The following is a 21,594-nucleotide window of genomic DNA, read 5'->3' as shown; positions in this document are numbered from 1 at the left end:
TTATAAATGGGAACTCACAATCATCATCACGATTATAATTTTAGCGAGCAGTATACTTTTGCTGGCACGGCTAAGGTGTTTAGCCTAGTTGCTATCGTATTGGGTATAGCTGCCGTTGCATTCGGTATGTTATCAAGTGAACATATTATTGTTGAGCGTACATATGCTAACCTATTATTGATGGGGTATTACTTCACTTGTGTATGTGCAGCCGGAGCGTTTTTCGTCGCTCTTCAATTAGTAACACAGTCAGCTTGGTCTGCCGGATTAATCCGTATTCCTCAGGCTATGGCGAGTATTTTACCTATAGCATCATTAGTACTTTTACTAATAGTAGGTTTAGGATTATACACGCACAATCTTTATCATCATTGGCATGCAGAAGGATTAACAGATCCTAACAGTCCAAATTACGATGCCTTGGTTGCGGGTAAAGCTGCGTTTTTAAATGTACCAGGATTCTTGATTCGTCAGATTCTATTCATGGGTACTTACAGTATTTTCGCTTTTATTCTAGCGAAACTATCTTACAATGAGGATTTGCAAGGTGGACTTACATCCTACAAAAAAGGATTTAAGTTATCTGCTATTTTCTTAGTTATTTTTGGATTTACTACTCCAATCTGGTCTTTCGATACGATCATGTCTCTTGAAGCACACTGGTTCTCTACTATGTTCGGTTGGTACAACTTTGCCGCAATGTGGGTTAGTGGTCTATGTGTTATCACAGTTATATTGATTCTATTGAAGAAAGCAGGCTACATGGCTTGGGTAAATGAAAACCATTTACATGACTTAGGTAAGTTAATCTTCGGTTTCTCTATCTTCTGGACTTACGTTTGGTTTGCTCAATTTATGTTGATCTATTATTCAAACATCCCGGAAGAGACTGTATATTTCTACAAACGTTTCGAACCGGAATATAAATTGTGGTTTTGGTTAAGTATAGTTATTAACTTTGTTGCACCTTTATTGTTATTGGTGGATAGAGATGCTAAGCGTAAGCAAAATGCAATGTTGTTTGTTGCTATATTGTTGCTATGCGGTCACTGGTTAGACTATTACATTATGGTAATGCCAGGTACGGTTGATACAGAGAGAGGATTTGGTATTATTGAAGTAGGTACAGCTATCGGTTTTTGTGGATTGTTTACGTTTTTAGTGATGACTAAATTAAGTAAGCACGCATTGGCACCGAAGAATCATCCGTTCTTGGATGAGAGTCTACATCATCAAATTTAATAGAACTAAGGAGATCACGTTCAAACGTTTATTATAAGAAATGAATTTACAAATAAATAACAGGTTCAAATCCATATTGGGTTTACTACTATTGATCAGCTTGTATTTTGTAGCGCCAGTTACGGCAGCACAAAGTGATTCTACGGTAGTTGATACTGTGGCGAAAGTTGCTACAACTGCGACGACAGACTCAGCATCGGTAGATACTGCTGGAACAGCTGTTGTTACAGATTCTAGCGCTACTAATGTATCTGAGGCAGTAGCTGACGGAGCTGCAGTTGTGAAAGCAGAGGAAGCTACTAAAATAGCTCCTCAGGTGTACAAGAACTTTTTCTACTACGTGCTACTGTTCTTGGTAGCGTGTACAATCATTGCAGTGGTCGGAAAAATCCATTCTGTCTACGTGCTTACACGTAAGATGAATGGTAAGTACAATCCATTAAGTAATAACAACTGGCAGGCAGGCCTGTTGCTTTTGTTTTTAGTTTTCTTCCTTAGTGGTACGTATTATTCGTATTCGGTTTGGGGTAGCTGGGCTTGGAGAGAAGCTGCTACAGAGCACGGTAAAGAGATCGATCAGATGTTTATCATCACCTTAGCTATCACTACATTTGTGATGGTGGTGACGCATATCGTCTTATTGTCGTTCACCTATGTGTACCGAATGAGAGCGAAGCGGACGGCTTACTATTACCCACACAACGATTCTATCGAACGTATCTGGACTATTGTTCCTGCGATTGTTTTGACAGTTTTGGTTTTGTTCGGTTTCTTTACATGGAGATCGATTACAAACGTACCTGAAGAGCTTCAAAAATCTGCAATACAGGTTGAAGTATTAGGCGAGCAGTTCCAATGGCACGTTCGTTATCCTGGAGCTGATGGTATCATCGGTAAAAGGAACTATAAGATGACATCACCAACGAATGGTTATGGTATCGATTTTAACGATAAAAACTCATGGGATGATATTCGCGGAGAGGACATCGTTATACCGGTGAACAAATCGGTTCGCTTCCACATTATTTCTAAAGATATTATTCACTCATTCTATATTCCTGATTTCCGTGTACAAGTTAACGCTGTACCGGGTATGACAAACTACTTCCAGTTTACACCTACGGTGACTACAGAAGAGATGCGTGATCGGATGAACGATCCTAATTACAACTTCATTATGTTGTGTAATAAGATCTGTGGTTCAGGACACTGGAATATGGGTAAGAAAGTAATCGTAGTTACAGAAGCGGAATACAAAGATTGGTTGAGCAAGCAACAGAAGTATTTCACGGAAGAGCTTCAGCAAGAGTTTGCGAATACGGATCAAGTTGAAGGGATTACAACAGCTTCTGTAAATTAATTGTTAAAAGAATTTATAATAGAATATGTCAAGCACAGTTATATCACACGACGCAGGTCATCATGATGCACATGGTCATCACCATGAGACTTTCCTAACGAAGTATATCTTTAGTCAGGATCATAAGATGATTGCGAAGCAATTCTTGATCACGGGTATCATTATGGCAGTTTTCGCCATGTTATTATCCCTTTTATTCCGTATCCAACTTGCTTGGCCGGATAAAGATTTTCCAATATTGGAAGTATTTTTGGGTAAATGGGCTGAAGGTGGTCGTATTAAACCGGAGTTCTTCTTATCCTTAGTAACCATTCACGGTACCATGATGGTATTCTTCGTATTGACAGCAGGTCTGTCCGGTACGTTTAGTAACCTTTTGATACCTTATCAATTGGGTGCTCGCGATATGGCGTCTCCATTTATGAACATGTTGTCATACTGGTTCTTCTTTGTAGCCTGTGTGATTATGATCGGTTCGTTTTTCGTAGAGAGTGGACCAGCATCTGCAGGATGGACTATCTATCCTCCGTTGTCAGCTCTTCCAACATCGATTGCCGGATCAGGTCTAGGTATGTCATTATGGTTAGCAAGTATGGTGTTGTTTATTGCTTCTCAGGTAATGGGTGGTGTTAACTACATCAGTACGGTATTAAATATGCGTACAAAAGGTATGGATCTTTGGAGAATGCCTTTGACTATCTGGTCTTTCTTTTTGACTGCGATTGTGGGTTTACTTTCATTCCCAGTATTAGTTTCAGCTGTTGTATTGTTGATATTCGACCGTTCTGCGGGTACTTCTTTCTACTTATCGGATTTGGTAGTAGGCGGTCAGATTTTACCTAATGAAGGTGGTTCTCCGATCTTGTTTCAGCACTTATTCTGGTTCTTAGGTCACCCTGAGGTTTATATCGTTGTTATGCCTGCGTTAGGTTTGACTTCTGAAGTTATCTCTACAAACTCTCGTAAACCGATCTTCGGTTACCACGCGATGGTTTACTCTTTAGTAGGTATTACCGTACTTTCATTTATCGTATGGGGACACCACATGTTTGTAACTGGTATGAATCCTTTCTTAGGAGGAGTATTTATGATTACAACGTTGATTATTGCGGTACCTTCAGCAGTTAAGGCATTTAACTATATGGCGACGTTGTGGAGAGGTAATATTCGTTTCACTCCAGCGATGATGTTTGCTATCGGTATGGTATCTTTCTTTATCTCTGGTGGTTTGACAGGTATTTTCTTAGGTAACGCAACATTGGATATCAACTTACACGATACGTATTTTGTTGTAGCTCACTTCCACTTGGTAATGGGATCTGCATCTATCTTCGGTATGTTGTGTGGTGTGTACCACTGGTATCCAAAAATGTTCGGTAGAATGATGAACGAGAAATTGGGTTATTTCCACTTCTGGTTGACTTTCGTAGGCGCTTACTTGGTATTCTTCCCAATGCACTTTATGGGTATTGATGGTGTGCCTCGTCGTTACTACGCGTTTACGGAGTTCCCTTTCATGGAGAAATGGGTTTCTGTCAACGTATTGGTTACTTGGGCTGCTATCATTGCAGGTCTTGGACAATTAGCGTTTTTGATTAACTTCTTCGGTTCTATCTGGAATGGTAAGAAAGCAACGCAGAACCCTTGGAATTCAAATACATTGGAGTGGACTACTCCAGTAGAACATATTCATGGCAACTGGCCGGGAGAAATCCCTACAGTATACCGTTGGCCTTATGATTATTCTAAGCCTGGTCATGACGAAGATTTTATCCCTCAGAACGTACCATTCTCGCAAACAATGAGTTCGAATATGATGCACGATTTTGAAGGAGATGATGAAGCTGTTCGTATACAAGAGCAGTGGAACAAAGAAAATAATAGAGTAGTAGAAGGTTAGGTTTTTAACCTACCTTCTATTACATGGATGATGTAAAGTGTAATCGATGTATCCAGCTGGAGAAAAGAGATTTGTTAAAATCAATAGGTTTACGATATTTATCTTATTTGTCGTTATCACAGCTGGTGGTGTAGTAAGAAGTACAGGTTCAGGGATGGGCTGTCCAGATTGGCCAAAGTGTTTCAATCAGATTGTACCGCCTACCCATGTTTCTCAGTTGCCGGAAGGCTATGAGCAGCACTATATCGACGGTAGAGTTAAAAAGAATGATCGTTTCGCAAGAATGGTCGAGTTATTTGGCTTCCCGGAGCTTGCGGATAATATCCGTCACGACGAGTCTATTTTGAAACATGAAGAATTTAATGTGGCAAAGACTTGGACGGAGTATATCAACAGGCTAGCCGGTGTGTTCGCAGGGTTTGCACTCCTTTTTTCCGCTATATACGCATTCACTTACATCAAATCCAAACCATCCATCTTTGTATGGAGCGTTCTTAATCTTTTTGCAGTAGTATTACAGGCTTGGTTAGGTTCCATAGTTGTTTCTACGAATTTGATGCCTTGGATTATCACGGTACACATGCTGTTGGCACTCATTATAGTGGCGATCAGTATATATACGTTCTATCTGGCAACTACTTTTAGAAATAAGACTATTTTAATCAACTACCCATCTGGAGGTCTTAAAGCATTAGCTATGTTCTCCTTGGTGATTATGCTGGTGCAGGTCGTATACGGTACTGAAGTTCGTGAGGCGATAGATCATCTAAACTATTTGGGTAAAGATAGAACAACCTGGATCGACTCGATAGGTAGTGTATACGAGATCCATCGGATTTTGGCCTATGTGACGTTTGCAATCACGGTCTTATTTTTCTTTTTGGTGAAGAATAGGTTCAGTGTAAATTCTATTCAAAGTCGCTATGCATGGATTGTTTTCATCTTGGTACTGATTCAAATGGCCACAGGAATTATTCTTGCTCGTTTTTCGGTACCTGCCGTCGCTCAGACAACACACTTGGTAATCGCGAGTCTGTTTTTTGGAGCACAATATTATTTAATGCTTTTGATGACTAAGTTGAAGAGATAATGAGAAATGTTGTTTTTTCTTTTTTAGCGCACAGGGAGGTGAAGAATTAAATGAAGACTTTTATATCCGATTTTAACAAATTAGTCAAATTAAGATTAACGTTAACTGTTGTTTTTTCTGCATCTATATCATTTTTGATAGGAGCTAAACAACAGGGTGAAGTGATGTGGCTCAACTGGGTATTGTTGACAATTGGCGGTTTTCTGGTAACAGGTGCCGCTAACGGATTCAACGAGATCATTGAGAAAGATATAGATAAACTGATGAAGCGGACGATGGACCGCCCGTTGCCTTCCGGTCGTATGACTACCGGGCAGGCGTTGGTCTTGAGTGTTTTTATGGGCATTTTGGGGACAATGGTTCTCGTAAAGCTTAATTTTATCGCAGGTTTGCTATCGGTGTTTTCTATATTTTTGTATGCTTTCGTGTATACCCCGCTGAAACAGAAATCGCCTATTGCGGTATTTGTAGGGGCCATTCCAGGAGCGTTGCCGCCGTTGATCGGATACTATGCCGCTTTCAGATCCGCCGGTTTCGGCTTGGAGTACGCAGCGGTTAGTGAAGCAGCAGTGGTGATTACTCCTTTGGTGTTGTTTACTATTCAGTTTTTCTGGCAGTACCCTCATTTTTGGGCTATTGCTTGGGTAGCAGACGACGATTATAGGAATGCAGGTATTCGTTTATTGCCAACAACTAAGAAAGATAGCACTTCAGCAGCGATGATTTTTATTTCAGCGTTGTTGATGATACCAGCTGGCTTTTTGCCAATGTATTACGGTTTTGGAGGTTTGGTGTTTACGATTGTGTCTTTGTTAGGTGGGCTGATGTTTACCTGGTACGGTTATCAACATTATAAGCTACGTACGGACGCATCAGCCAAGAAGGTAATGTATGTTTCCTTTTTGTACTTGCCACTCACACAGCTCGTACTTTTATTTGATTTTATTCCTTTTTAATTAAAGATGGGAAATATAACGATGAATTTGGAAGAAGAATTACAGCAGACAAGAAAAGCCAAGAAGTTCAACCTTTGGTTGGGTATCATTGGTATGTTTATGATGTTTGCCGCTCTTTCTAGTGGTTTTATAGTGTATACGGCTAGTGGAGTAGACAAAGGGATCAAAACAATCCTGCCACAGGCTTTTATTTATAGTACGCTGACTATAGTGTTGAGCAGCATTACGCTGCATTTAGCCTATTCAGCCGCTAAATTGGGAAATATCGGGAGACAGAAACTATTGTTGCTTGTCACAGTGGTGCTCGGTATTATCTTTTTTGTAGTTCAGGTACAGGCATGGAAGGTCTTGACAGAGCAAGGTGTTTATTTTATCAATAATAACGCTTCTCAGTCTTTCATCTACGTGTTCACTGGATTACACCTTTTACACATTGTCGTAGGGATATTGGTTCTTCTGCGTGCCCTTACTGGGGTATTGAAGGGCATACCCCAAGGGGACAACGTGTTTCGAATGGATCTAGCTACTGTTTTTTGGCATTTTCTAGATCTTTTATGGATTTATATATATGTTTTCTTACTTTTGAATCAATAATAGTAAACAATGAGTACAACTGTATCGCAATTGGATAAGGTTAAAGACGGACCATGGAACGGTGGTAGGTCACCTTGGAACTTAGAGTATGGAAAGATCATGATGTGGTTTTTCTTGGTGTCGGATGCCTTTACATTTTCAGCATTCTTAATTTATTATGGTGCTCAAAAATTTGCGCAACCTACTTGGATCGATGCGGATAAGGTTTTCCAGTCTATCCCGGGAATTGCTGATTCTGGCCAACCTTTGGTCTTTGTGGGTATTATGACCTTTATCTTGATTATGTCTTCAGTTACTATGGTATTAGCTGTAGAGGCTGGACATCGGAATTCTAAGCACGAGGTCGTTAAGTGGATGTTATGGACTATTTTAGGCGGTTTGATGTTTGTCGGCTGTCAGGCATTAGAATGGTCACACTTACATCACCAAGGATTTTGGTTTGGAAGAAACCCAGCTACAGGTATGACTGATCCGGCGATGATCGCAGAGACATTGAGGCCTTATTTTACCAATGATATCTCTTATACAGCGGCATTGCAATTTGCAAACTTGTTCTTTACAATCACAGGTTTCCACGGATTTCACGTATCCATTGGTATCTTGTTGAATATTATCATTCTTTGTATGACGTTGAATAATACGTTCGAAAGAAGAGGTACCTATTTGATGGTAGAGAAAGTAGGTCTTTATTGGCACTTTGTAGATTTAGTGTGGGTATTTGTATTTACATTCTTCTACTTAATCTAATTATACACTTAGCAATTTATCTAAAGAAATGGCAAACCACGAAAATATAGGTGCACACGGCGAACACGGGCACGAAGAAGGAATGGATAAAAAGCGTATTTGGTCAGTATTTTTTGTTTTACTGGCACTTACAGCATTAGAGTTCCTAATTGCATTAGGATTCGTTCACCACTGGGGAATATTGCAAAAAGGAGCGTTAGTTAATACTATTTATATCGTATTGACACTAGTGAAAGCGTACTATATCGTTGCATTTTTTATGCACTTGAAATTTGAGAAGTCAGGCTTCATCGTTACGACGAGTATCGTTTTCCTTTTTATCATTTATTTTATTATTTTGATTTTAGTTGAAGGAAACTACCTGTTAACACACTTTCAGGAGCATCCAGTTTTCCCAAATAAGTAATAATGCAAAATAAAACGAGAAGAAAGAATATTTCGACTTTCATAATCCTGGCTATAGTACTACTAGTGCCAGGATTTTTGTATATAGCCCTTAATAAAATTGGCTCTAATACCTATTTAAAGCTACCTGTGTACGGCGAGAAGCACTTGTCGGGCAAGATGAACCGTAAGATGGGACGTGAGATCCCCGATACTGTTTTTCATCAGATTAAGCCACTGGAGCTGCTTAATAGTTCAGGTGATTCGGTGCGCTTCCTGGGTACGGATTCGCTGATTTCTGTTGTGCATGCATTTTATGCCTCAGATAAGGGACTATCAGCTACGTTATTGGAGAACTTACGCCCAGTAGTCGAACGTTTCAAAAATAATCACAAAGTCAAGTTCTACTCTATCTCTATTGATTCTGCGGACAAGATTGTAAATTTGGAAGCGTTAAGCAATACCTATAGGAAAGGATTGGAGACACATTGGGAAATACTGTTGGGAAGTGATGATATACTGCCTTATGTACGCGAACAGCTATTGAGCGATGCGTTACAAGACCCCGCGGATCCAAGCAGATTTACAATCAGTAGTCAGTATATCTTAATTGACTCACAACGGAGAATACGCGGTTTTTACGATATCAATCTGAAGACAAATATCGAGAGACTGGAAGATGAAATTAAGGTGCAGCTTGTTGAGGAAGCAAGGAACAATCCATTAAAAGTAGAAAAGAAGTAGTTTTATGGCAATGACAGAAGAAGAAAAGAAGTATAAAGGTTGGATTTGGACCTTATCGGTTGTTATTCCGTTGGCAGTAGCAGCGTTGTTTGGTGTGAACCTTCCTAAGCTGGGCTATGATGTACAACCTTTGTCCTTTCTGCCTCCGATATATGCTACTATCAATGGTCTTACCGCCGTGTTATTGGTGTGGGCAGTATCTGCTGTAAAGCGAGGTAATTTTAAGCTGCATGAGAGCCTGATCAAGGTGTGCATGCTGTGTTCGTCTTTATTTTTGGTTATGTACGTGGCTTATCATATGACCTCGGTGTCTACTTCCTATGGAGGCGAAGGTGCTATCCGATATGTTTACTTTTTTATCCTGATTACGCATATCGTTCTCTCTATCGTGATTATCCCATTTGTGCTTTTCACGTTTGTGAGAGGAATAGCGGGCGCTTACGAGCGACACAAGCGTTTAGCGCGTATTACCTATCCGATGTGGTTGTACGTAGCGGTAACCGGTGTTGTTGTCTACCTTATGATATCGCCTTATTACGCGCATTAGAAAGTGACGAAGGTGAGGATAGTGAAGGTGGCTATATAGTTTTTACTGTCTCACATCTCAATACTAAATACTAATAAAATGAATAGAGTTTGGATATATCAGGCGGATAGATTGCTTTCTGGAGAGCAGGTACAAGCCATAGAAACGGCGCTTGCCGATTTTGTTTCATCGTGGACAGCTCATGGCTCTGCGTTGGCAGGAAAGGGGATTGTGAAGGATAATCTTTTTGTGATTTTGGAGGTTGATGAAGAGCAGGCTGGAGTTACGGGATGTTCAATCGATAAATCTGTCCACTTTTTGAAAGGACTGGGGGAGCGATTAGGAGTTGACTTTTTTGATCGTATGAAGGTCTCTTTTATTGATGATAAGGGATCTGTTAACCTGGTTGGTAGAGGAGAATTCGAATCTCTTGTTAAAAGCGGTACAGTGCATGCAGACACGTTGGTCTTTAATAATTTAGTGCAGAATTCAATAGATTTTGGGTCGAAATGGGTAATCCCTTTTAGAGACAGTTGGCACAGTAAGGTTTTTTAGTAGGGATAGCGAGCTTCTGGCTCGTTGTTTTGTTAAAGGTATAAACTAAAAAAGGGCTTCTATATGTGATAGAAGCCCTTTTACTATTATAAAGCTGTTCGTGGAGAAGCGGAACGAATCTCTTCACTAGCTTCATCTTCGTATTGCTTGAAGTTGTTGACAAAAAGTTGCGCAAGCGCTAATGCCTGTTGATCATATGCTTCAGGATCTGACCATGTTGTCCGAGGGTTTAATACCTCTGCTGGAACACCTGGGCAGGATTGTGGTTTTAAAAGACCAAATACAACATGCGGAACATATTCTACATTGTCTAGATCACCACGCATAGCCGCATTTATCATAGCTCGTGTATACTTTAAGTTCATGCGCTTACCTACGCCGTATTTACCACCGGTCCAGCCTGTATTAATCAACCATACATTGACGTCTGGGTTCTTCTCTAATTTCTCACCTAAGAGCTCTGCGTATTTTGTAGGGTGTAAAGGTAGGAATACGCGACCGAAACATGCCGAAAAAGTCGTTTGCGGCTCTGTAATGCCTACTTCTGTACCGGCTACTTTCGCTGTATACCCTGATATGAAGTGATACATAGCCTGCGCTTTGGTTAATTTCGATATTGGAGGAAGTATACCAAAAGCATCACAAGTCAAGAAGAATATATTTTTAGGTTTACCACCTAAAGAAGGCTCTTTTGCATTGGGAATGTAATCAATAGGATAAGCAGCACGCGTGTTTTCTGTGATACTTGCGTCTGCAAAGTCAACAACATTACTGTCCTTGAAAAAAGAAATATTTTCCAATAGTGTACCTGGTTTAATCGCTGCATAGATTTCAGGCTCTTTTTCTGCGCTCAAGTCGATGCACTTTGCGTAGCATCCTCCTTCAAAGTTGAAGACAGATCCGTCGGCCCAGCCGTGCTCATCATCTCCGATAAGTGACCTGTTCGCATCCGCAGAAAGCGTAGTCTTACCCGTTCCGCTCAAGCCGAAAAACAACGAGACATCGCCATCTTTACCTTCATTGGCCGAACAGTGCATCGGAAGGACGTTGTACTGATGCGGAAGTATAAAGTTGAGTACAGAGAAAATTCCTTTTTTCATCTCACCGGTGTAGGCTGTTCCTCCGATTAAAATGACTTTTTCCGTGAAATTAACAATCGTAAAATTTGCCGATCTGGTTCCATCTACTGCTGGGTCTGCCTCAAATTCAGGGATCTGAAGAATAACCCATTCTTTTTCGAATGCTGTTAACTCGTCTTCTGCAGGCCTAATGAAAAGGTTGCTACAGAATAGATTGGCCCACGGTAAGGTATTGATTACAGTAACACTTAACCTATAGTCAGGATCCGCTCCTGCATAGCAATTTCTTACCCAGACTTCTTTGCCAGCTAAATAAGAGCGCATTTTTTGATATAGATTATCAAAAACCTCTTTTGTAATAGCGATATTAATGTCGCCCCAATCCACACTGTTTTCGGTAAGGTTGTCTTTAACCACAAATTTATCTTTAGGTGATCTACCTGTAAATTTACCTGTATTCACACAAAGAGCACCTTTGTCATTTAATGTGCCTTGTCCTAGCTCTAGGGTTTGAGCTGTAAGCTTTTCGTTGCTTAAGTTCCAGTGTATTGTTCCTGCATTTAACCCAATTGAATTCAAATCGAATGAAGAACTTTTTGTCCCAAATTCACGTAGCTCCATTATTACCATAATTTTGTTTTACGAAGCTAAGGTAGGCACAATAGCAAAATGAAAATAAACAAAGTTTATTTTTGCAAAAAATGCTTATAATGGCTGATATCAATCATTTATTTGGTTCATTTTTACGCAAATCTTGTTTATTTAATGATGAATAAACCTAACTTTTGAAATTTTGTAAATCCTGTTTACTAAAATGTGTTATGTGTGATGCTTGATTTGGATAAAATATGTTAATTTGTTTATCTTTTATCCACGCTATATTTTCCCGGTCCCATCAGTGCTAGTGCAATAAAAACAGCCATCAATTCGATAGCATGTGAAGCTGTGTTAAAGCCATCTCCCTGAGATAGATGAGTGATTGTAGCTGTTAGCATAGTAAAAGCCAATAGAACGCTGTTTGGTCTTGTCCATAGTCCGAGGACGATGAATAGCGCACATAGGCTCTCTACTATGGCAGCAGAGAATCCCCATCCTATGGGAAAGAAGTTTATACCTAAATTGCCCATGGCTGCCCCTACTTTTTTCCATGTTTCTGGACCACCCATTAATTTAGGGAGACCGTGAAGGGCTAACATACAGATACCTATGACGGTACGTAATACTAATAAACCTATATCTTTTTTGGTGCTTGTACTGCTCATTCTCTATTTAATGTAAGTTATGGAAATATTTTCTGCTGTAACGTGGAGTTCTATTTCTTCACCAAAGACTAATGCTCTATTGTCTTCTATATGTCCTGCTGGACAACCAAAAGCTACCGGATAGTCATATTCTTGGACTTTATCCATTATGATTTCTTCAACCGTCTGTCCAAAGGAAGGGTCAGAGTCTTTCATTCCAGTGAATCCTCCAACGATAAGTCCTTTGAGCTTATCTAGTTTTTTCGCGCGTTTGAGTGCCCACAACATACGATCGACATTGTAATAGGACTCGCCAACATCTTCGATAAAGAGAATCTTTCCATCGTAGTTGACATCGGAATCGGAAGCCAGAATACTATGTAAAATAGCTAGATTACCTCCTGTAAGTATTCCTCGGGCTTGGCCCTCACGCTGAGCGAATGAAGAGAATGTATACTGCAGGTCTTTGTTCTCTCCGAAGAGTGCTGCCTTTAGTGTCGCTAAAGATTCTGCACTGGCATCCAGGAATGATTTTACCATCTGTCCGTGAATACTGGCAGTTTTCAGTTGCCTTTGAATATGGCTGAGTATTACGGTGATATCACTGAATCCGACGAACCATTTAGGGCTTTGTTTGAAGGTGGAAAAGTCTAATCGGTCTATCAGACGTACGGAACCATAACCGCCACGGCCAGCGATGATAGCTTTAATATCCGTTGCATCTAATGCGTGCTGTAGATCCTTCGTACGGAGTTCATCATCTCCTGCAAATTGATTCCATTGGGCATAGGTTGAGGGGTAGATTTCCAGTTCAAGCCCCCAACTCCTTAGTATGTCAAATGCAGGGGTAAGATCCTCTTTTATATAGCCTGCAGGGCATAATATGGCGATTTTGTCGCCTTTTTTAAGATATGTAGGTGTGTTCATGATCAGATTCTTCGGTATCATTGTCATACAAAAAAAGAAGATATATAATTTTCTGCTAGAAATCTAAACAGGCTTTTATTTATTCAGCACAAATTGAGTTATCTTTGCAAACAATGTTACTATTTAATTTTTAGTATTACCATTAAAAATACAATATCTTGAGCAATTTATCTAAAAAACGTTATACCATTACCTCCGCACTTCCTTATGCAAATGGTCCTTTGCATATAGGTCACTTGGCTGGAGCTTATATTCCCGGTGATATTTTTGTACGCTTTCTACGTCTGAATAATAAGGATGTCGTGTATGTCTGTGGCTCGGATGAGCATGGGGCAGCTATTACCATCAAAGCAAAAAAAGAAGGAGTCACACCTCGGGAAATTATTGATAAGTATAATAAGCAGATTAAAGAATCCTTCGAAGATTTTGGGATCTCTTTTGATATCTATCACCGTACATCAGAGCCGATCCATCACGAATTATCGCAGGAGTTTTTCCTTAATCTTTACGAAAAAGGAGAATTTATAGAGAAGTTCTCAGAACAATATTATGATGAGGAGTTCCAGCAGTTTCTGGCGGATCGTTATATCACGGGAACTTGTCCGCACTGTCAGAGTGAAGGCGCTTATGGTGACCAATGCGAGAAATGTGGTACATCATTGAGCCCAACAGACTTGATCAATCCAAAATCTACATTGAGCGGTAAAACTCCAATTCTGAAGGAGACGAAGCATTGGTATCTTCCATTGGACAAATACCAACCTTGGTTGGAAGAGTGGTTGATCGAAGGAAAGAAGGCGGAGCTGAAATCGAATGTATTCGGGCAGTGCCAATCTTGGTTAAAGTCGGGCTTGCAGCCACGGTCGATGACGCGCGATCTGGACTGGGGAGTTGATGTCCCTCTGAAAGAAGCTGAAGGCAAAAAACTGTATGTATGGTTGGATGCGCCTATTGGGTACATATCAGCTACAAAGCAATGGGCTTTGGATCAGGGTAAGAATTGGGAAGATTATTGGAAAAAACAGCATAATCCGGAGGATGATTCGTCGTTGATACATTTTATCGGTAAAGATAATATTGTGTTTCACTGTATTATCTTTCCTGCTATTCTACATGCGCATGGAGATTACATCCTGCCAGATAATGTGCCGGCAAACGAGTTTTTGAACTTGGAGGGCGATAAGCTGTCGACTTCGCGTAATCATGCGGTTTGGCTACACGAATATTTGGAAGAATTTCCAGGTAAACAAGATGAGCTACGTTATGTGTTGACATCAATTCTTCCAGAAACATCGGATAGCGAGTTTACATGGAAAGATTTTCAGGCACGCGTAAATAATGAGCTTGTTGCGATATTAGGTAACTTTGTGAATCGGGTGATGGTACTCTCTCACAAATATTTTGAGGGCAAGGTACTGAAAGGATCAGATTATAATACTATTGATACGGCAGTATTTGATGAATTGGCTAAATACCCAGCTTTGATTGAGCAGTCTATATCGAATTATAGATTTAGAGAGGCATTAAGTCACTTTATGAATGCTGCCCGTTTGGGTAATAAATATTTGGCGGACGAAGAGCCTTGGAAGGTTATTAAGACCGACGAGGAGCGTGTTAAGACAGTTCTTAATGTGGCTACTCAGATCGTCGCTAACTTAGCTATTTTAGCACAGCCATTCTTACCTAAAACAGCAGGTAGATTGTTTGATATGTTGCAGGTTCCGGTACAGGGATGGGAAAAAGCTGGAACAGCTAACCTGATCACTGAGGGGCATGTATTGGGCGAAGCACAGCTTCTGTTTGATAAAATAACCGACGAACAAGTGGAGTTTCAATTGGAAAAACTGGCTGCGGCTAAAGCGAACAATGTGAAAGCAGCAACTCAGGTGGCTCCCGCAAAAGCGAATATCAGCTTTGACGATTTCATGAAGTTAGATATCCGTGTTGGAACTATTTTAGAAGCGGAGAAGGTTGCTAAGACAAAGAAATTGTTGAAACTAAAGATAGATACAGGTATTGATCAGCGTACTGTTGTTTCTGGGATTGCAGAGTTTTTTGCTCCGGAGGATATTATCGGTAGACAGGTTTCTATTTTGGTGAACCTAGAACCTCGTGAAATCAAAGGTATTCAATCGCAAGGTATGATATTGATGGCTGAAGATGCAGACGGAAGATTAGATTTTGTAAATCCACAGACTGCGATTACAAATGGAAGCGTAGTCCGTTAAGAAATAGCATTTAGAATATTATTAAAAACACCCTTAGCTTTTGCTAGGGGTGTTTTGTTTTGAAGTTGTTAAACTAATAATATATCCGACTAAAAAACCGATTACAGAAGGTAGGACCCAACCAAGGTCGATGTCGAAAAAAGGAATTTTATTCCATATAGTCAAAAATTCAGTAGACCAGAGACCGAGAACCTTGCCGAGACTTAACGTTGCTATCGCGGTTGAAGCTAGTAACGCACCAATATAAGGGGCTTTAACTTTGATAAAGCGACCGAATAGTACAATATATAGCACAAGAGTAATAACAATGGGATAGGCAAAAGCTAAAGGAGGATAGGCAAATTGAATAATACTGTCGACTCCTTTCACCGCAAATGCTGCGGAGAGTATACAGCATACAGTGACAATAAGTTTGTAACTCAGCCGATCGCCGCTTAGTTCAGAGAAAAAAGTTCCTACAGCTGAGGTTACCGCTATAGCTGTGGTCAGACAGGCTAAGCCAATGCTTAGAGCGATTCCCAACATTCCATATTTACCCAGAATTTGCTGTGCTATCTGTATAAGTAGCGAAGAGCGTGGAATTTCCATATTGGTGACGCCTGATGTAGCTCCTAAATAAACTAGTCCGCCATAAATAAGGAACAGGCAGGAAGCGGATACAATTCCTGAGGTAATTACTACTTTGTTTTTTTCTTTTATGGTTGTATAACCCTTCGATTTTGCCGCGTTGATGATAATCCCAGCGAAGATGACCGAAGCAAATACGTCGAGTGTTTGGTAGCCTTCAGTAAATCCTAAAGAAAAAGATTCTAAAGAATTAAGGGAGGATAAGGAGTAATCTGCCTGAGGGTGTACTATGCCTAGTATGATGAGTGCTAAGAGAAGTAATAGCAATAAGGGCGTGAAAAAGTTACCAATGATGTCGACAACTTTTGAGGGAACAATAGTGAGGGCCCAGGTCGCAACAAAAAATAAGATGGATGACCATGCTGGGTTGAAGTCTGGAAAGGAAGGGAGAATCGCTATTTCATGTGTAGTAGCAGCAGTCCGTGGGATAGCAATCAAGGGACCGATACATAACATGATTATAGATCCTAATATTGGTGCAAGTTTGGGATGAATCCGGTTTCCCAAATCATGAAATGAATTGCCGGATTGTACAATAGAAAGAATACCAAAAAATGGCAGTACGATACCTGTGAGCCCAAATGCCAGAATAGTTATTGCAATGTGCGATCCTATCTGTAGACCGATAAATGGAGGAAGCAACAAATTGCCTGCTCCAAAAAACATTGCAAATAGTGCGAAACCAATGGTTAGTATATCTTTGTATTTCTTCAAATCTAGGGGGTGTAAAATAATTGGATCAGTTGTTTTGCCTCAAGGACATCGTGCACGCGTAATAGTTGTACTCCATGCTGTAGTAAAATAATATTTAGTGCGGTGGTCGCAGAGAGAGATTCTTGAGGGGTAATTTCTAGTTTCTTATAGATCATTGATTTTCTAGAAATTCCGCCGAGTAGCGGTAGGCCCATGTAATGCAATTCACCGATACGGTGCAATAGTTCATAGTTTTGAGCGATTGTTTTTGAAAAGCCAAAACCTGGGTCTAGGATAATATCCTTCACACCGAGTGATCTTAATTGGGCGATACGTTGGCCAAAATAAACGGCAATGTCTTCAACGATGTCATCATAGTCTGTAAGTTGTTGCATCGTCTCCGGAGTGCCACGCATGTGCATCAGGATATATGGAACCTGTAGTTTTGCGACCGTATCAAACATGTTATCATCCAGGTTTCCGCCGGATATATCATTGATAATATGTGCACCTGCCTGGATCGCAGCATGCGCTACATCAGCGCGAAATGTGTCTATAGATAGAATAGTATCTGGATAATTGGTAGCGAGGTATTCAATGATTGGCAGTGCGCGATCTATCTCTTCTTGAATAGAGATCAGTGGGGCGCCTGGTCTAGATGAGTAAGCTCCTATATCGATTATGTCTGCGCCCTGCGTTATGAGCTGGGTTGCTTTTACCGATGCCGCATTTAGTGTATTATGTTGGCCTCCGTCAAAAAAAGAATCGGGGGTTACATTGAGAATACCCATAATCTGTGGCTTCTCGAATGTCTCTAACTTTCCCTTTAGATTAATGCTTTGGCAGGAGGCTGTTTTTAGGCCATGCATAGTATTGGAATATAATAAGGCTGTAACAGTTGTGCTGTTACAGCCTTGGATTTATTTAACAAGAGTATTATTTGATAACCAATATACCATCAGCTATCATGTTAATACTGTCTGCACTCTTTTTGGTTACTTTCCCTTCCAGAATAACAGTTTTCCCATTTAGATCAGCAGGTACTGTGAAAGCTCCCTCTTTAAATCTTACCGTTATTGCATTGTCGCCAACAAGGCCTAGCATCAGGTAACATCCGCTCATTTTACAGACTTGGGTAACTTCTCCTTTTATTTTTCCAGTGAAGGTGTCGGATCTAAGCAGTTTGTTTTGCAATGCTTCTGTGCTAATGGCATTATTCTGGTTAATGCTTTTACCGTAGGTAACGCCTGGAGTAGAAGGTTTAACTTCTTTTTGTTGGGCGAAACTTAGGGTCGTCAATGTAAAAAGAGCAATACTAAGGGCTACTATTTTTTTCATCATGATATTATTTACGTAAGAATTCAAATTTGCCGCTAGGATCCAACTTCATAATAATAGAAGGTGTGCCTGGGCTGTCTTCATCTTGTCCAAATTTAACGATATAATCTACCTTTTCCTTGATTAATTCGTCTATTTGGTCAAAGGTCTGTGCTGAGGGCTGTCCGCTTAGATTTGCTGATGTAGAGATAATTGGTTTTTTGAAGCGTTGCAAGAGTTGTTGGCAGAAGGGGTGGGATACGACTCGTATACCGATACTTCCATCCTCTGCGATTGCATTTTCTGCTAGATTTTTGGCTCCAGAATAAACAATTGTAATGGGTCTATCGTAGGATTCAATCAATTGATAAGCTACTTCTGGGATTTCGCGGACATAGCTCGCTAACTGATTGTCGCTATGGAGGAGAATCAGCATGCTTTTGCTTTTATCTCTTCCTTTTAGGGCGAATACCTTTTCTATAGCTTCGGGGTTGGTGGCATCACAGCCAATTCCCCAGATGGTATCTGTGGGGTATAAAATCAGGCCTCCATTTTTCAATGTTTCGAGTGCCTGATTTAAATCTTCTTTATCGACGAATGGTCTATGCATTTGTATGGTCTATCCAGCGTTAAACGGCTACGTTATGATCACGGAGCGCATCATTTAAGGAAGTTTTCTTATCGGTTGAATCTTTACGCTTTCCAATAATCAGTGCACAAGGCACTTGGTATTCTCCTGCAGGAAATTTTTTGGTGTATGTACCAGGAATAACAACCGAGCGAGCAGGCACACGGCCTTTGTATTCAATGGGCTCTGCTCCGGATACGTCGATAATCTTTGTCGAAGCGGTCAATACCACATTGGCACCTAATACGGCTTCCGACTCGACATGTACGCCTTCTACCACAATGACGCGTGACCCGACAAATACGTTGTCTTCAATGATTACTGGAGCGGCTTGTACGGGTTCTAATACGCCTCCAATACCTACACCACCTGAAAGATGGACATGTTTTCCAATTTGTGCGCAGGAGCCTACTGTCGCCCATGTATCTACCATTGTACCTTCGCCGACGTAAGCACCTATATTGACATAAGAAGGCATCATGATCACACCCTTGGCTAGATAGGCACCATAACGTGCCGAAGCACCAGGAACCACACGTACACCAAGCTCCTTGTAGTTCGTTTTCAATTTCATTTTATCGTGGTAGACGAAAGGCTTGTTGTCAATCTCTTGCATCTCACGTATAGGGAAATATAATATAACCGCTTTCTTTATCCAGTCATTTACATGCCAGCGATCGCCTACGGGTTCTGCTACGCGTAGTTCTCCATTATCTAATTTCATGATAACGGTTTGTATCGCCTCAAAATATTCTTTGAATTCTAAAAGATGTCTTTCTTCCCAAGCTTCTTCGACTAGTTTTTGCAGATTTTGCATTTTTATATCGTGTTAGTACTGATTAATTATCAACTACAAACTTAGAAAAATGCTTTGTATTCATCAATATATAGCCTATAATATTAGGATGTAATAAGTGGAGCATCTGAGGGATACGTTTTTTTGGATTTCGTTTTTGTCCTGCAAAGCGGTATTTTTGTTTTATGGCGAGTGAAAATGAAAAACTACGGATTGATAAGTATTTATGGGCGATCCGGATATTTAAGACGCGTAGTCTAGCAACAGAAGCATGTAAGGCGGGACGTGTTAAGCTGAACGGTACCAATGTCAAACCTTCCTATGTGGTGAAATTGGGCGAGACATATTCGATTCAGAAAGGGATTGAAAGGAAAGTAATATTGGTGACGGGTCTGTTGGAAAGGAGAGGGGATGCAAAGATTGCCGCAGAAAATTACGAGGATAAGACACCGCTTGAAGAGACCTATGGTTTTAAATCAACATTCCATGCTCCTATTCTGAAAAGAGATAGGGGGACGGGAAGGCCAACTAAAAGGGACCGACGTGAAATTGATGACTTGAAGAGTAGCGAGTGGTGGAAAGATGGAGAGAAAGAAAGTGAATAAAATAAAAAAGGCAGAAAATTATTTTCTGCCTTTTTTGTTTCTTAACGTTGTGTTCCGTCTGGATATTTACGGTCTGTTTCACCAGTATAGACTTGTCTAGGACGTCCGATAGGTTCTTTATTATCACGCATTTCTTTCCACTGTGCAATCCATCCTGGTAGACGGCCCAAAGCAAATAATACAGTAAACATATCCGATTTAAAGCCTAATGCACGGTAGATAATACCGGAGTAAAAGTCAACATTCGGGTATAATTTTCTATCAATGAAGTATTGATCGCTGAGCGCTGCTCTTTCTAATCCTTTTGCGATGTCTAAAACAGGATCTTCAACACCTAGTTTTTCCAATACATCATCACATGCTTTTTTAATGATTTTTGCACGTGGGTCAAAGTTTTTATAAACACGGTGACCAAAGCCCATTAGGCGGAACGGATCGTTTTTGTCTTTCGCTTTAGCAAGGTACTTCTCTACATCGCCGCCATCATTTCTGATGTCTTCCAACATTTCGATTACCGCTTGGTTGGCACCGCCGTGTAAAGGCCCCCAAAGGGCATTGATACCTGCGGACACAGATGCATATAAGTTCGCATTTGATGAACCTACGATACGGACTGTAGATGTTGAACAGTTCTGTTCGTGATCTGCATGAAGAATCAATAAGATACGCATCGCATCCAATACTGCTTCATCAAATATTTTGTCACAATTAACCTCTCCAAAAATCATGTTCATGAAGTTGTCGATATAACCCAGATCTTTTTTAGGGTATACAACAGGATGACCTAATGATTTCTTTTGGATCCAAGATACGATCGTCGGCATCTTGCCCAGAAGGTTGATTATTGTTTTGTATTCTTCTTCTTCTGATTGGTTCGGATTCAGGGATTCTGGATAGAACGCTGATAATGCACCAACAAGACAAGATAATTGACCCATAGGGTGGGATTTAGAAGGAAATCCAGAGAAGAACATTTTCATGTCTTCGTGGACCATCATTTGCTTCTTGATATCCGTTCTGAATTGTTCTAAAACTTCTTTAGAAGGGAGATTGCCAAAAATTAATAAATAGGCAACTTCCAAAAACGTAGACTTCTCAGCAAGGTCTTCAATTTTGTAACCTCGGTATTTTAATACTCCTTTTTCACCATCTAAAAAGGTTATTGCACTTTTTGTAGCGCCCGTATTTTTGAAACCAGGATCTAATGTAATGTATCCTGATTGATCTCTCAATTTCGAAATATCAATGGCTTTTTCATTTTCTGTTCCCGTTATAACTGGAAATTCAAACGTATTGCCATCTAAGGTAAAGGATGCTGTTTCAGACATAATCAAATTTCTATGTGTATTCACAAA

At 40.3% G+C, this 21,594-nt stretch carries 22 protein-coding genes; 13 read left to right on the top strand and 9 right to left on the bottom strand.

Features of this window, described 5'->3' with window-relative positions; all coding sequences use genetic code 11:
- Positions 1–6 precede the first annotated feature (6 nt).
- From JKG64_RS17105 to JKG64_RS17055, 11 genes are all read left to right on the top strand, one after another.
- Positions 7–1,242: a quinol:cytochrome C oxidoreductase gene (locus JKG64_RS17105; RefSeq protein WP_210355517.1), complete on the top strand. Its 1,236-nt coding sequence runs from the start codon at positions 7–9 to the stop codon at positions 1,240–1,242.
- A gap of 40 nt (positions 1,243–1,282) precedes the next feature.
- Positions 1,283–2,602: a cytochrome c oxidase subunit II gene (locus JKG64_RS17100; RefSeq protein WP_210355516.1), complete on the top strand. Its 1,320-nt coding sequence runs from the start codon at positions 1,283–1,285 to the stop codon at positions 2,600–2,602.
- A 25-nt stretch (positions 2,603–2,627) separates the two neighbouring features.
- Positions 2,628–4,502 carry a cytochrome c oxidase subunit I gene (locus JKG64_RS17095; RefSeq protein WP_210355515.1) on the top strand — a complete coding sequence of 625 codons (1,875 nt, stop codon included), beginning with the start codon at positions 2,628–2,630 and terminating at the stop codon, positions 4,500–4,502.
- A gap of 46 nt (positions 4,503–4,548) precedes the next feature.
- On the top strand, positions 4,549–5,592 hold the full coding sequence (locus JKG64_RS17090; protein WP_210355514.1) for a COX15/CtaA family protein: 1,044 nt from the start codon (positions 4,549–4,551) through the stop codon (positions 5,590–5,592).
- Between the two features lie 50 nt (positions 5,593–5,642).
- Positions 5,643–6,548: a heme o synthase gene (gene cyoE / locus JKG64_RS17085; RefSeq protein ID WP_210355513.1), complete on the top strand. Its 906-nt coding sequence runs from the start codon at positions 5,643–5,645 to the stop codon at positions 6,546–6,548.
- A gap of 6 nt (positions 6,549–6,554) precedes the next feature.
- Positions 6,555–7,142 carry a cytochrome c oxidase subunit 3 gene (locus JKG64_RS17080; RefSeq protein WP_210355512.1) on the top strand — a complete coding sequence of 196 codons (588 nt, stop codon included), beginning with the start codon at positions 6,555–6,557 and terminating at the stop codon, positions 7,140–7,142.
- A gap of 9 nt (positions 7,143–7,151) precedes the next feature.
- Complete coding sequence (locus tag JKG64_RS17075) at positions 7,152–7,889, top strand: cytochrome c oxidase subunit 3 (RefSeq protein ID WP_210355511.1); 738 nt, start codon at positions 7,152–7,154, stop codon at positions 7,887–7,889.
- A gap of 28 nt (positions 7,890–7,917) precedes the next feature.
- Positions 7,918–8,295, top strand: a complete 378-nt coding sequence (locus tag JKG64_RS17070; protein ID WP_133585624.1) for a cytochrome C oxidase subunit IV family protein — start codon at positions 7,918–7,920, stop codon at positions 8,293–8,295.
- A gap of 2 nt (positions 8,296–8,297) precedes the next feature.
- A complete protein-coding gene (locus JKG64_RS17065) occupies positions 8,298–9,017 on the top strand; it encodes a thioredoxin domain-containing protein (protein WP_210355510.1) in 720 nt (239 codons plus the stop codon).
- A gap of 4 nt (positions 9,018–9,021) precedes the next feature.
- Positions 9,022–9,564: a DUF420 domain-containing protein gene (locus JKG64_RS17060; RefSeq protein WP_210355509.1), complete on the top strand. Its 543-nt coding sequence runs from the start codon at positions 9,022–9,024 to the stop codon at positions 9,562–9,564.
- Between the two features lie 78 nt (positions 9,565–9,642).
- Positions 9,643–10,098 (top strand): ABC transporter ATPase, encoded by a 456-nt coding sequence (locus tag JKG64_RS17055; protein WP_210355508.1) that lies wholly within the window; start codon positions 9,643–9,645, stop codon positions 10,096–10,098.
- A gap of 86 nt (positions 10,099–10,184) precedes the next feature.
- On the opposite strand, the gene pckA is transcribed toward JKG64_RS17055, so the two are convergent.
- The 3 genes from pckA to JKG64_RS17040 all read right to left on the bottom strand — a co-directional run bounded on the left by pckA (position 10,185) and on the right by JKG64_RS17040 (position 13,345).
- On the bottom strand, positions 10,185–11,798 hold the full coding sequence (pckA, locus tag JKG64_RS17050) for a phosphoenolpyruvate carboxykinase (ATP) (protein WP_210355507.1): 1,614 nt from the start codon (positions 11,796–11,798) through the stop codon (positions 10,185–10,187).
- Between the two features lie 239 nt (positions 11,799–12,037).
- Complete coding sequence (locus JKG64_RS17045; RefSeq protein ID WP_210355506.1) at positions 12,038–12,439, bottom strand: DoxX family protein; 402 nt, start codon at positions 12,437–12,439, stop codon at positions 12,038–12,040.
- 3 nt (positions 12,440–12,442) lie between these two features.
- Complete coding sequence (locus tag JKG64_RS17040; protein ID WP_210355505.1) at positions 12,443–13,345, bottom strand: S66 peptidase family protein; 903 nt, start codon at positions 13,343–13,345, stop codon at positions 12,443–12,445.
- A 158-nt stretch (positions 13,346–13,503) separates the two neighbouring features.
- On the opposite strand from JKG64_RS17040, the gene metG reads away from it, so the two are divergent.
- Positions 13,504–15,573 (top strand): methionine--tRNA ligase, encoded by a 2,070-nt coding sequence (gene metG, locus JKG64_RS17035; protein WP_210355504.1) that lies wholly within the window; start codon positions 13,504–13,506, stop codon positions 15,571–15,573.
- 33 nt (positions 15,574–15,606) lie between these two features.
- Here the strand turns inward: metG and brnQ are convergent, their stop codons facing one another.
- The 5 genes from brnQ to JKG64_RS17010 form a co-directional block, all read right to left on the bottom strand.
- Positions 15,607–16,914 carry a branched-chain amino acid transport system II carrier protein gene (gene brnQ, locus JKG64_RS17030; protein WP_210355503.1) on the bottom strand — a complete coding sequence of 436 codons (1,308 nt, stop codon included), beginning with the start codon at positions 16,912–16,914 and terminating at the stop codon, positions 15,607–15,609.
- Between the two features lie 2 nt (positions 16,915–16,916).
- Positions 16,917–17,762, bottom strand: a complete 846-nt coding sequence (gene folP / locus JKG64_RS17025) for a dihydropteroate synthase (RefSeq protein ID WP_210355502.1) — start codon at positions 17,760–17,762, stop codon at positions 16,917–16,919.
- 67 nt (positions 17,763–17,829) lie between these two features.
- Complete coding sequence (locus JKG64_RS17020) at positions 17,830–18,234, bottom strand: DUF4920 domain-containing protein (RefSeq protein WP_210355501.1); 405 nt, start codon at positions 18,232–18,234, stop codon at positions 17,830–17,832.
- A gap of 4 nt (positions 18,235–18,238) precedes the next feature.
- Positions 18,239–18,820, bottom strand: coding sequence for an L-threonylcarbamoyladenylate synthase (locus JKG64_RS17015; protein ID WP_210355500.1), 582 nt, complete (start codon positions 18,818–18,820; stop codon positions 18,239–18,241).
- Positions 18,821–18,839: 19 nt separating this feature from the next.
- Positions 18,840–19,655 (bottom strand): 2,3,4,5-tetrahydropyridine-2,6-dicarboxylate N-succinyltransferase, encoded by an 816-nt coding sequence (locus tag JKG64_RS17010; RefSeq protein ID WP_210355499.1) that lies wholly within the window; start codon positions 19,653–19,655, stop codon positions 18,840–18,842.
- A gap of 164 nt (positions 19,656–19,819) precedes the next feature.
- Here JKG64_RS17010 and JKG64_RS17005 point away from each other — a divergent pair, with 164 nt between their 5' ends.
- Complete coding sequence (locus JKG64_RS17005) at positions 19,820–20,239, top strand: RNA-binding S4 domain-containing protein (RefSeq protein ID WP_210355498.1); 420 nt, start codon at positions 19,820–19,822, stop codon at positions 20,237–20,239.
- Positions 20,240–20,280: 41 nt separating this feature from the next.
- On the opposite strand, the gene JKG64_RS17000 is transcribed toward JKG64_RS17005, so the two are convergent.
- Complete coding sequence (locus JKG64_RS17000) at positions 20,281–21,567, bottom strand: citrate synthase (protein ID WP_210355497.1); 1,287 nt, start codon at positions 21,565–21,567, stop codon at positions 20,281–20,283.
- Positions 21,568–21,594: the final 27 nt, after the last annotated feature.

It is taken from the genome of Sphingobacterium tabacisoli (genome assembly GCF_017908035.1).
Classification (GTDB): Bacteria; Bacteroidota; Bacteroidia; order Sphingobacteriales; family Sphingobacteriaceae; genus Sphingobacterium; species Sphingobacterium tabacisoli.
The sequence above is the reverse complement of the archived record's forward strand: the minus strand, read 5'-3'. Positions and strand labels throughout refer to the sequence as shown.

What these genes read in the sequence shown, in the direction of transcription:
- JKG64_RS17105 (WP_210355517.1), top strand. Translation starts at nt 7, where the DNA reads ATGGGAACTCACAATCATCATCACGATTATAATTTTAGCGAGCAGTAT.
- JKG64_RS17000 (WP_210355497.1), bottom strand. Translation starts at nt 21,567, where the DNA reads ATGTCTGAAACAGCATCCTTTACCTTAGATGGCAATACGTTTGAATTT.
- cyoE (WP_210355513.1), top strand. Translation starts at nt 5,643, where the DNA reads ATGAAGACTTTTATATCCGATTTTAACAAATTAGTCAAATTAAGATTA.
- JKG64_RS17100 (WP_210355516.1), top strand. Translation starts at nt 1,283, where the DNA reads ATGAATTTACAAATAAATAACAGGTTCAAATCCATATTGGGTTTACTA.
- pckA (WP_210355507.1), bottom strand. Translation starts at nt 11,798, where the DNA reads ATGGAGCTACGTGAATTTGGGACAAAAAGTTCTTCATTCGATTTGAAT.
- JKG64_RS17080 (WP_210355512.1), top strand. Translation starts at nt 6,555, where the DNA reads ATGGGAAATATAACGATGAATTTGGAAGAAGAATTACAGCAGACAAGA.
- JKG64_RS17065 (WP_210355510.1), top strand. Translation starts at nt 8,298, where the DNA reads ATGCAAAATAAAACGAGAAGAAAGAATATTTCGACTTTCATAATCCTG.
- JKG64_RS17090 (WP_210355514.1), top strand. Translation starts at nt 4,549, where the DNA reads ATGTATCCAGCTGGAGAAAAGAGATTTGTTAAAATCAATAGGTTTACG.
- JKG64_RS17075 (WP_210355511.1), top strand. Translation starts at nt 7,152, where the DNA reads ATGAGTACAACTGTATCGCAATTGGATAAGGTTAAAGACGGACCATGG.
- JKG64_RS17045 (WP_210355506.1), bottom strand. Translation starts at nt 12,439, where the DNA reads ATGAGCAGTACAAGCACCAAAAAAGATATAGGTTTATTAGTATTACGT.
- JKG64_RS17055 (WP_210355508.1), top strand. Translation starts at nt 9,643, where the DNA reads ATGAATAGAGTTTGGATATATCAGGCGGATAGATTGCTTTCTGGAGAG.
- JKG64_RS17040 (WP_210355505.1), bottom strand. Translation starts at nt 13,345, where the DNA reads ATGAACACACCTACATATCTTAAAAAAGGCGACAAAATCGCCATATTA.
- JKG64_RS17005 (WP_210355498.1), top strand. Translation starts at nt 19,820, where the DNA reads ATGGCGAGTGAAAATGAAAAACTACGGATTGATAAGTATTTATGGGCG.
- JKG64_RS17060 (WP_210355509.1), top strand. Translation starts at nt 9,022, where the DNA reads ATGGCAATGACAGAAGAAGAAAAGAAGTATAAAGGTTGGATTTGGACC.
- JKG64_RS17020 (WP_210355501.1), bottom strand. Translation starts at nt 18,234, where the DNA reads ATGATGAAAAAAATAGTAGCCCTTAGTATTGCTCTTTTTACATTGACG.
- JKG64_RS17010 (WP_210355499.1), bottom strand. Translation starts at nt 19,655, where the DNA reads ATGCAAAATCTGCAAAAACTAGTCGAAGAAGCTTGGGAAGAAAGACAT.
- folP (WP_210355502.1), bottom strand. Translation starts at nt 17,762, where the DNA reads ATGCATGGCCTAAAAACAGCCTCCTGCCAAAGCATTAATCTAAAGGGA.
- JKG64_RS17095 (WP_210355515.1), top strand. Translation starts at nt 2,628, where the DNA reads ATGTCAAGCACAGTTATATCACACGACGCAGGTCATCATGATGCACAT.
- JKG64_RS17015 (WP_210355500.1), bottom strand. Translation starts at nt 18,820, where the DNA reads ATGCATAGACCATTCGTCGATAAAGAAGATTTAAATCAGGCACTCGAA.
- JKG64_RS17070 (WP_133585624.1), top strand. Translation starts at nt 7,918, where the DNA reads ATGGCAAACCACGAAAATATAGGTGCACACGGCGAACACGGGCACGAA.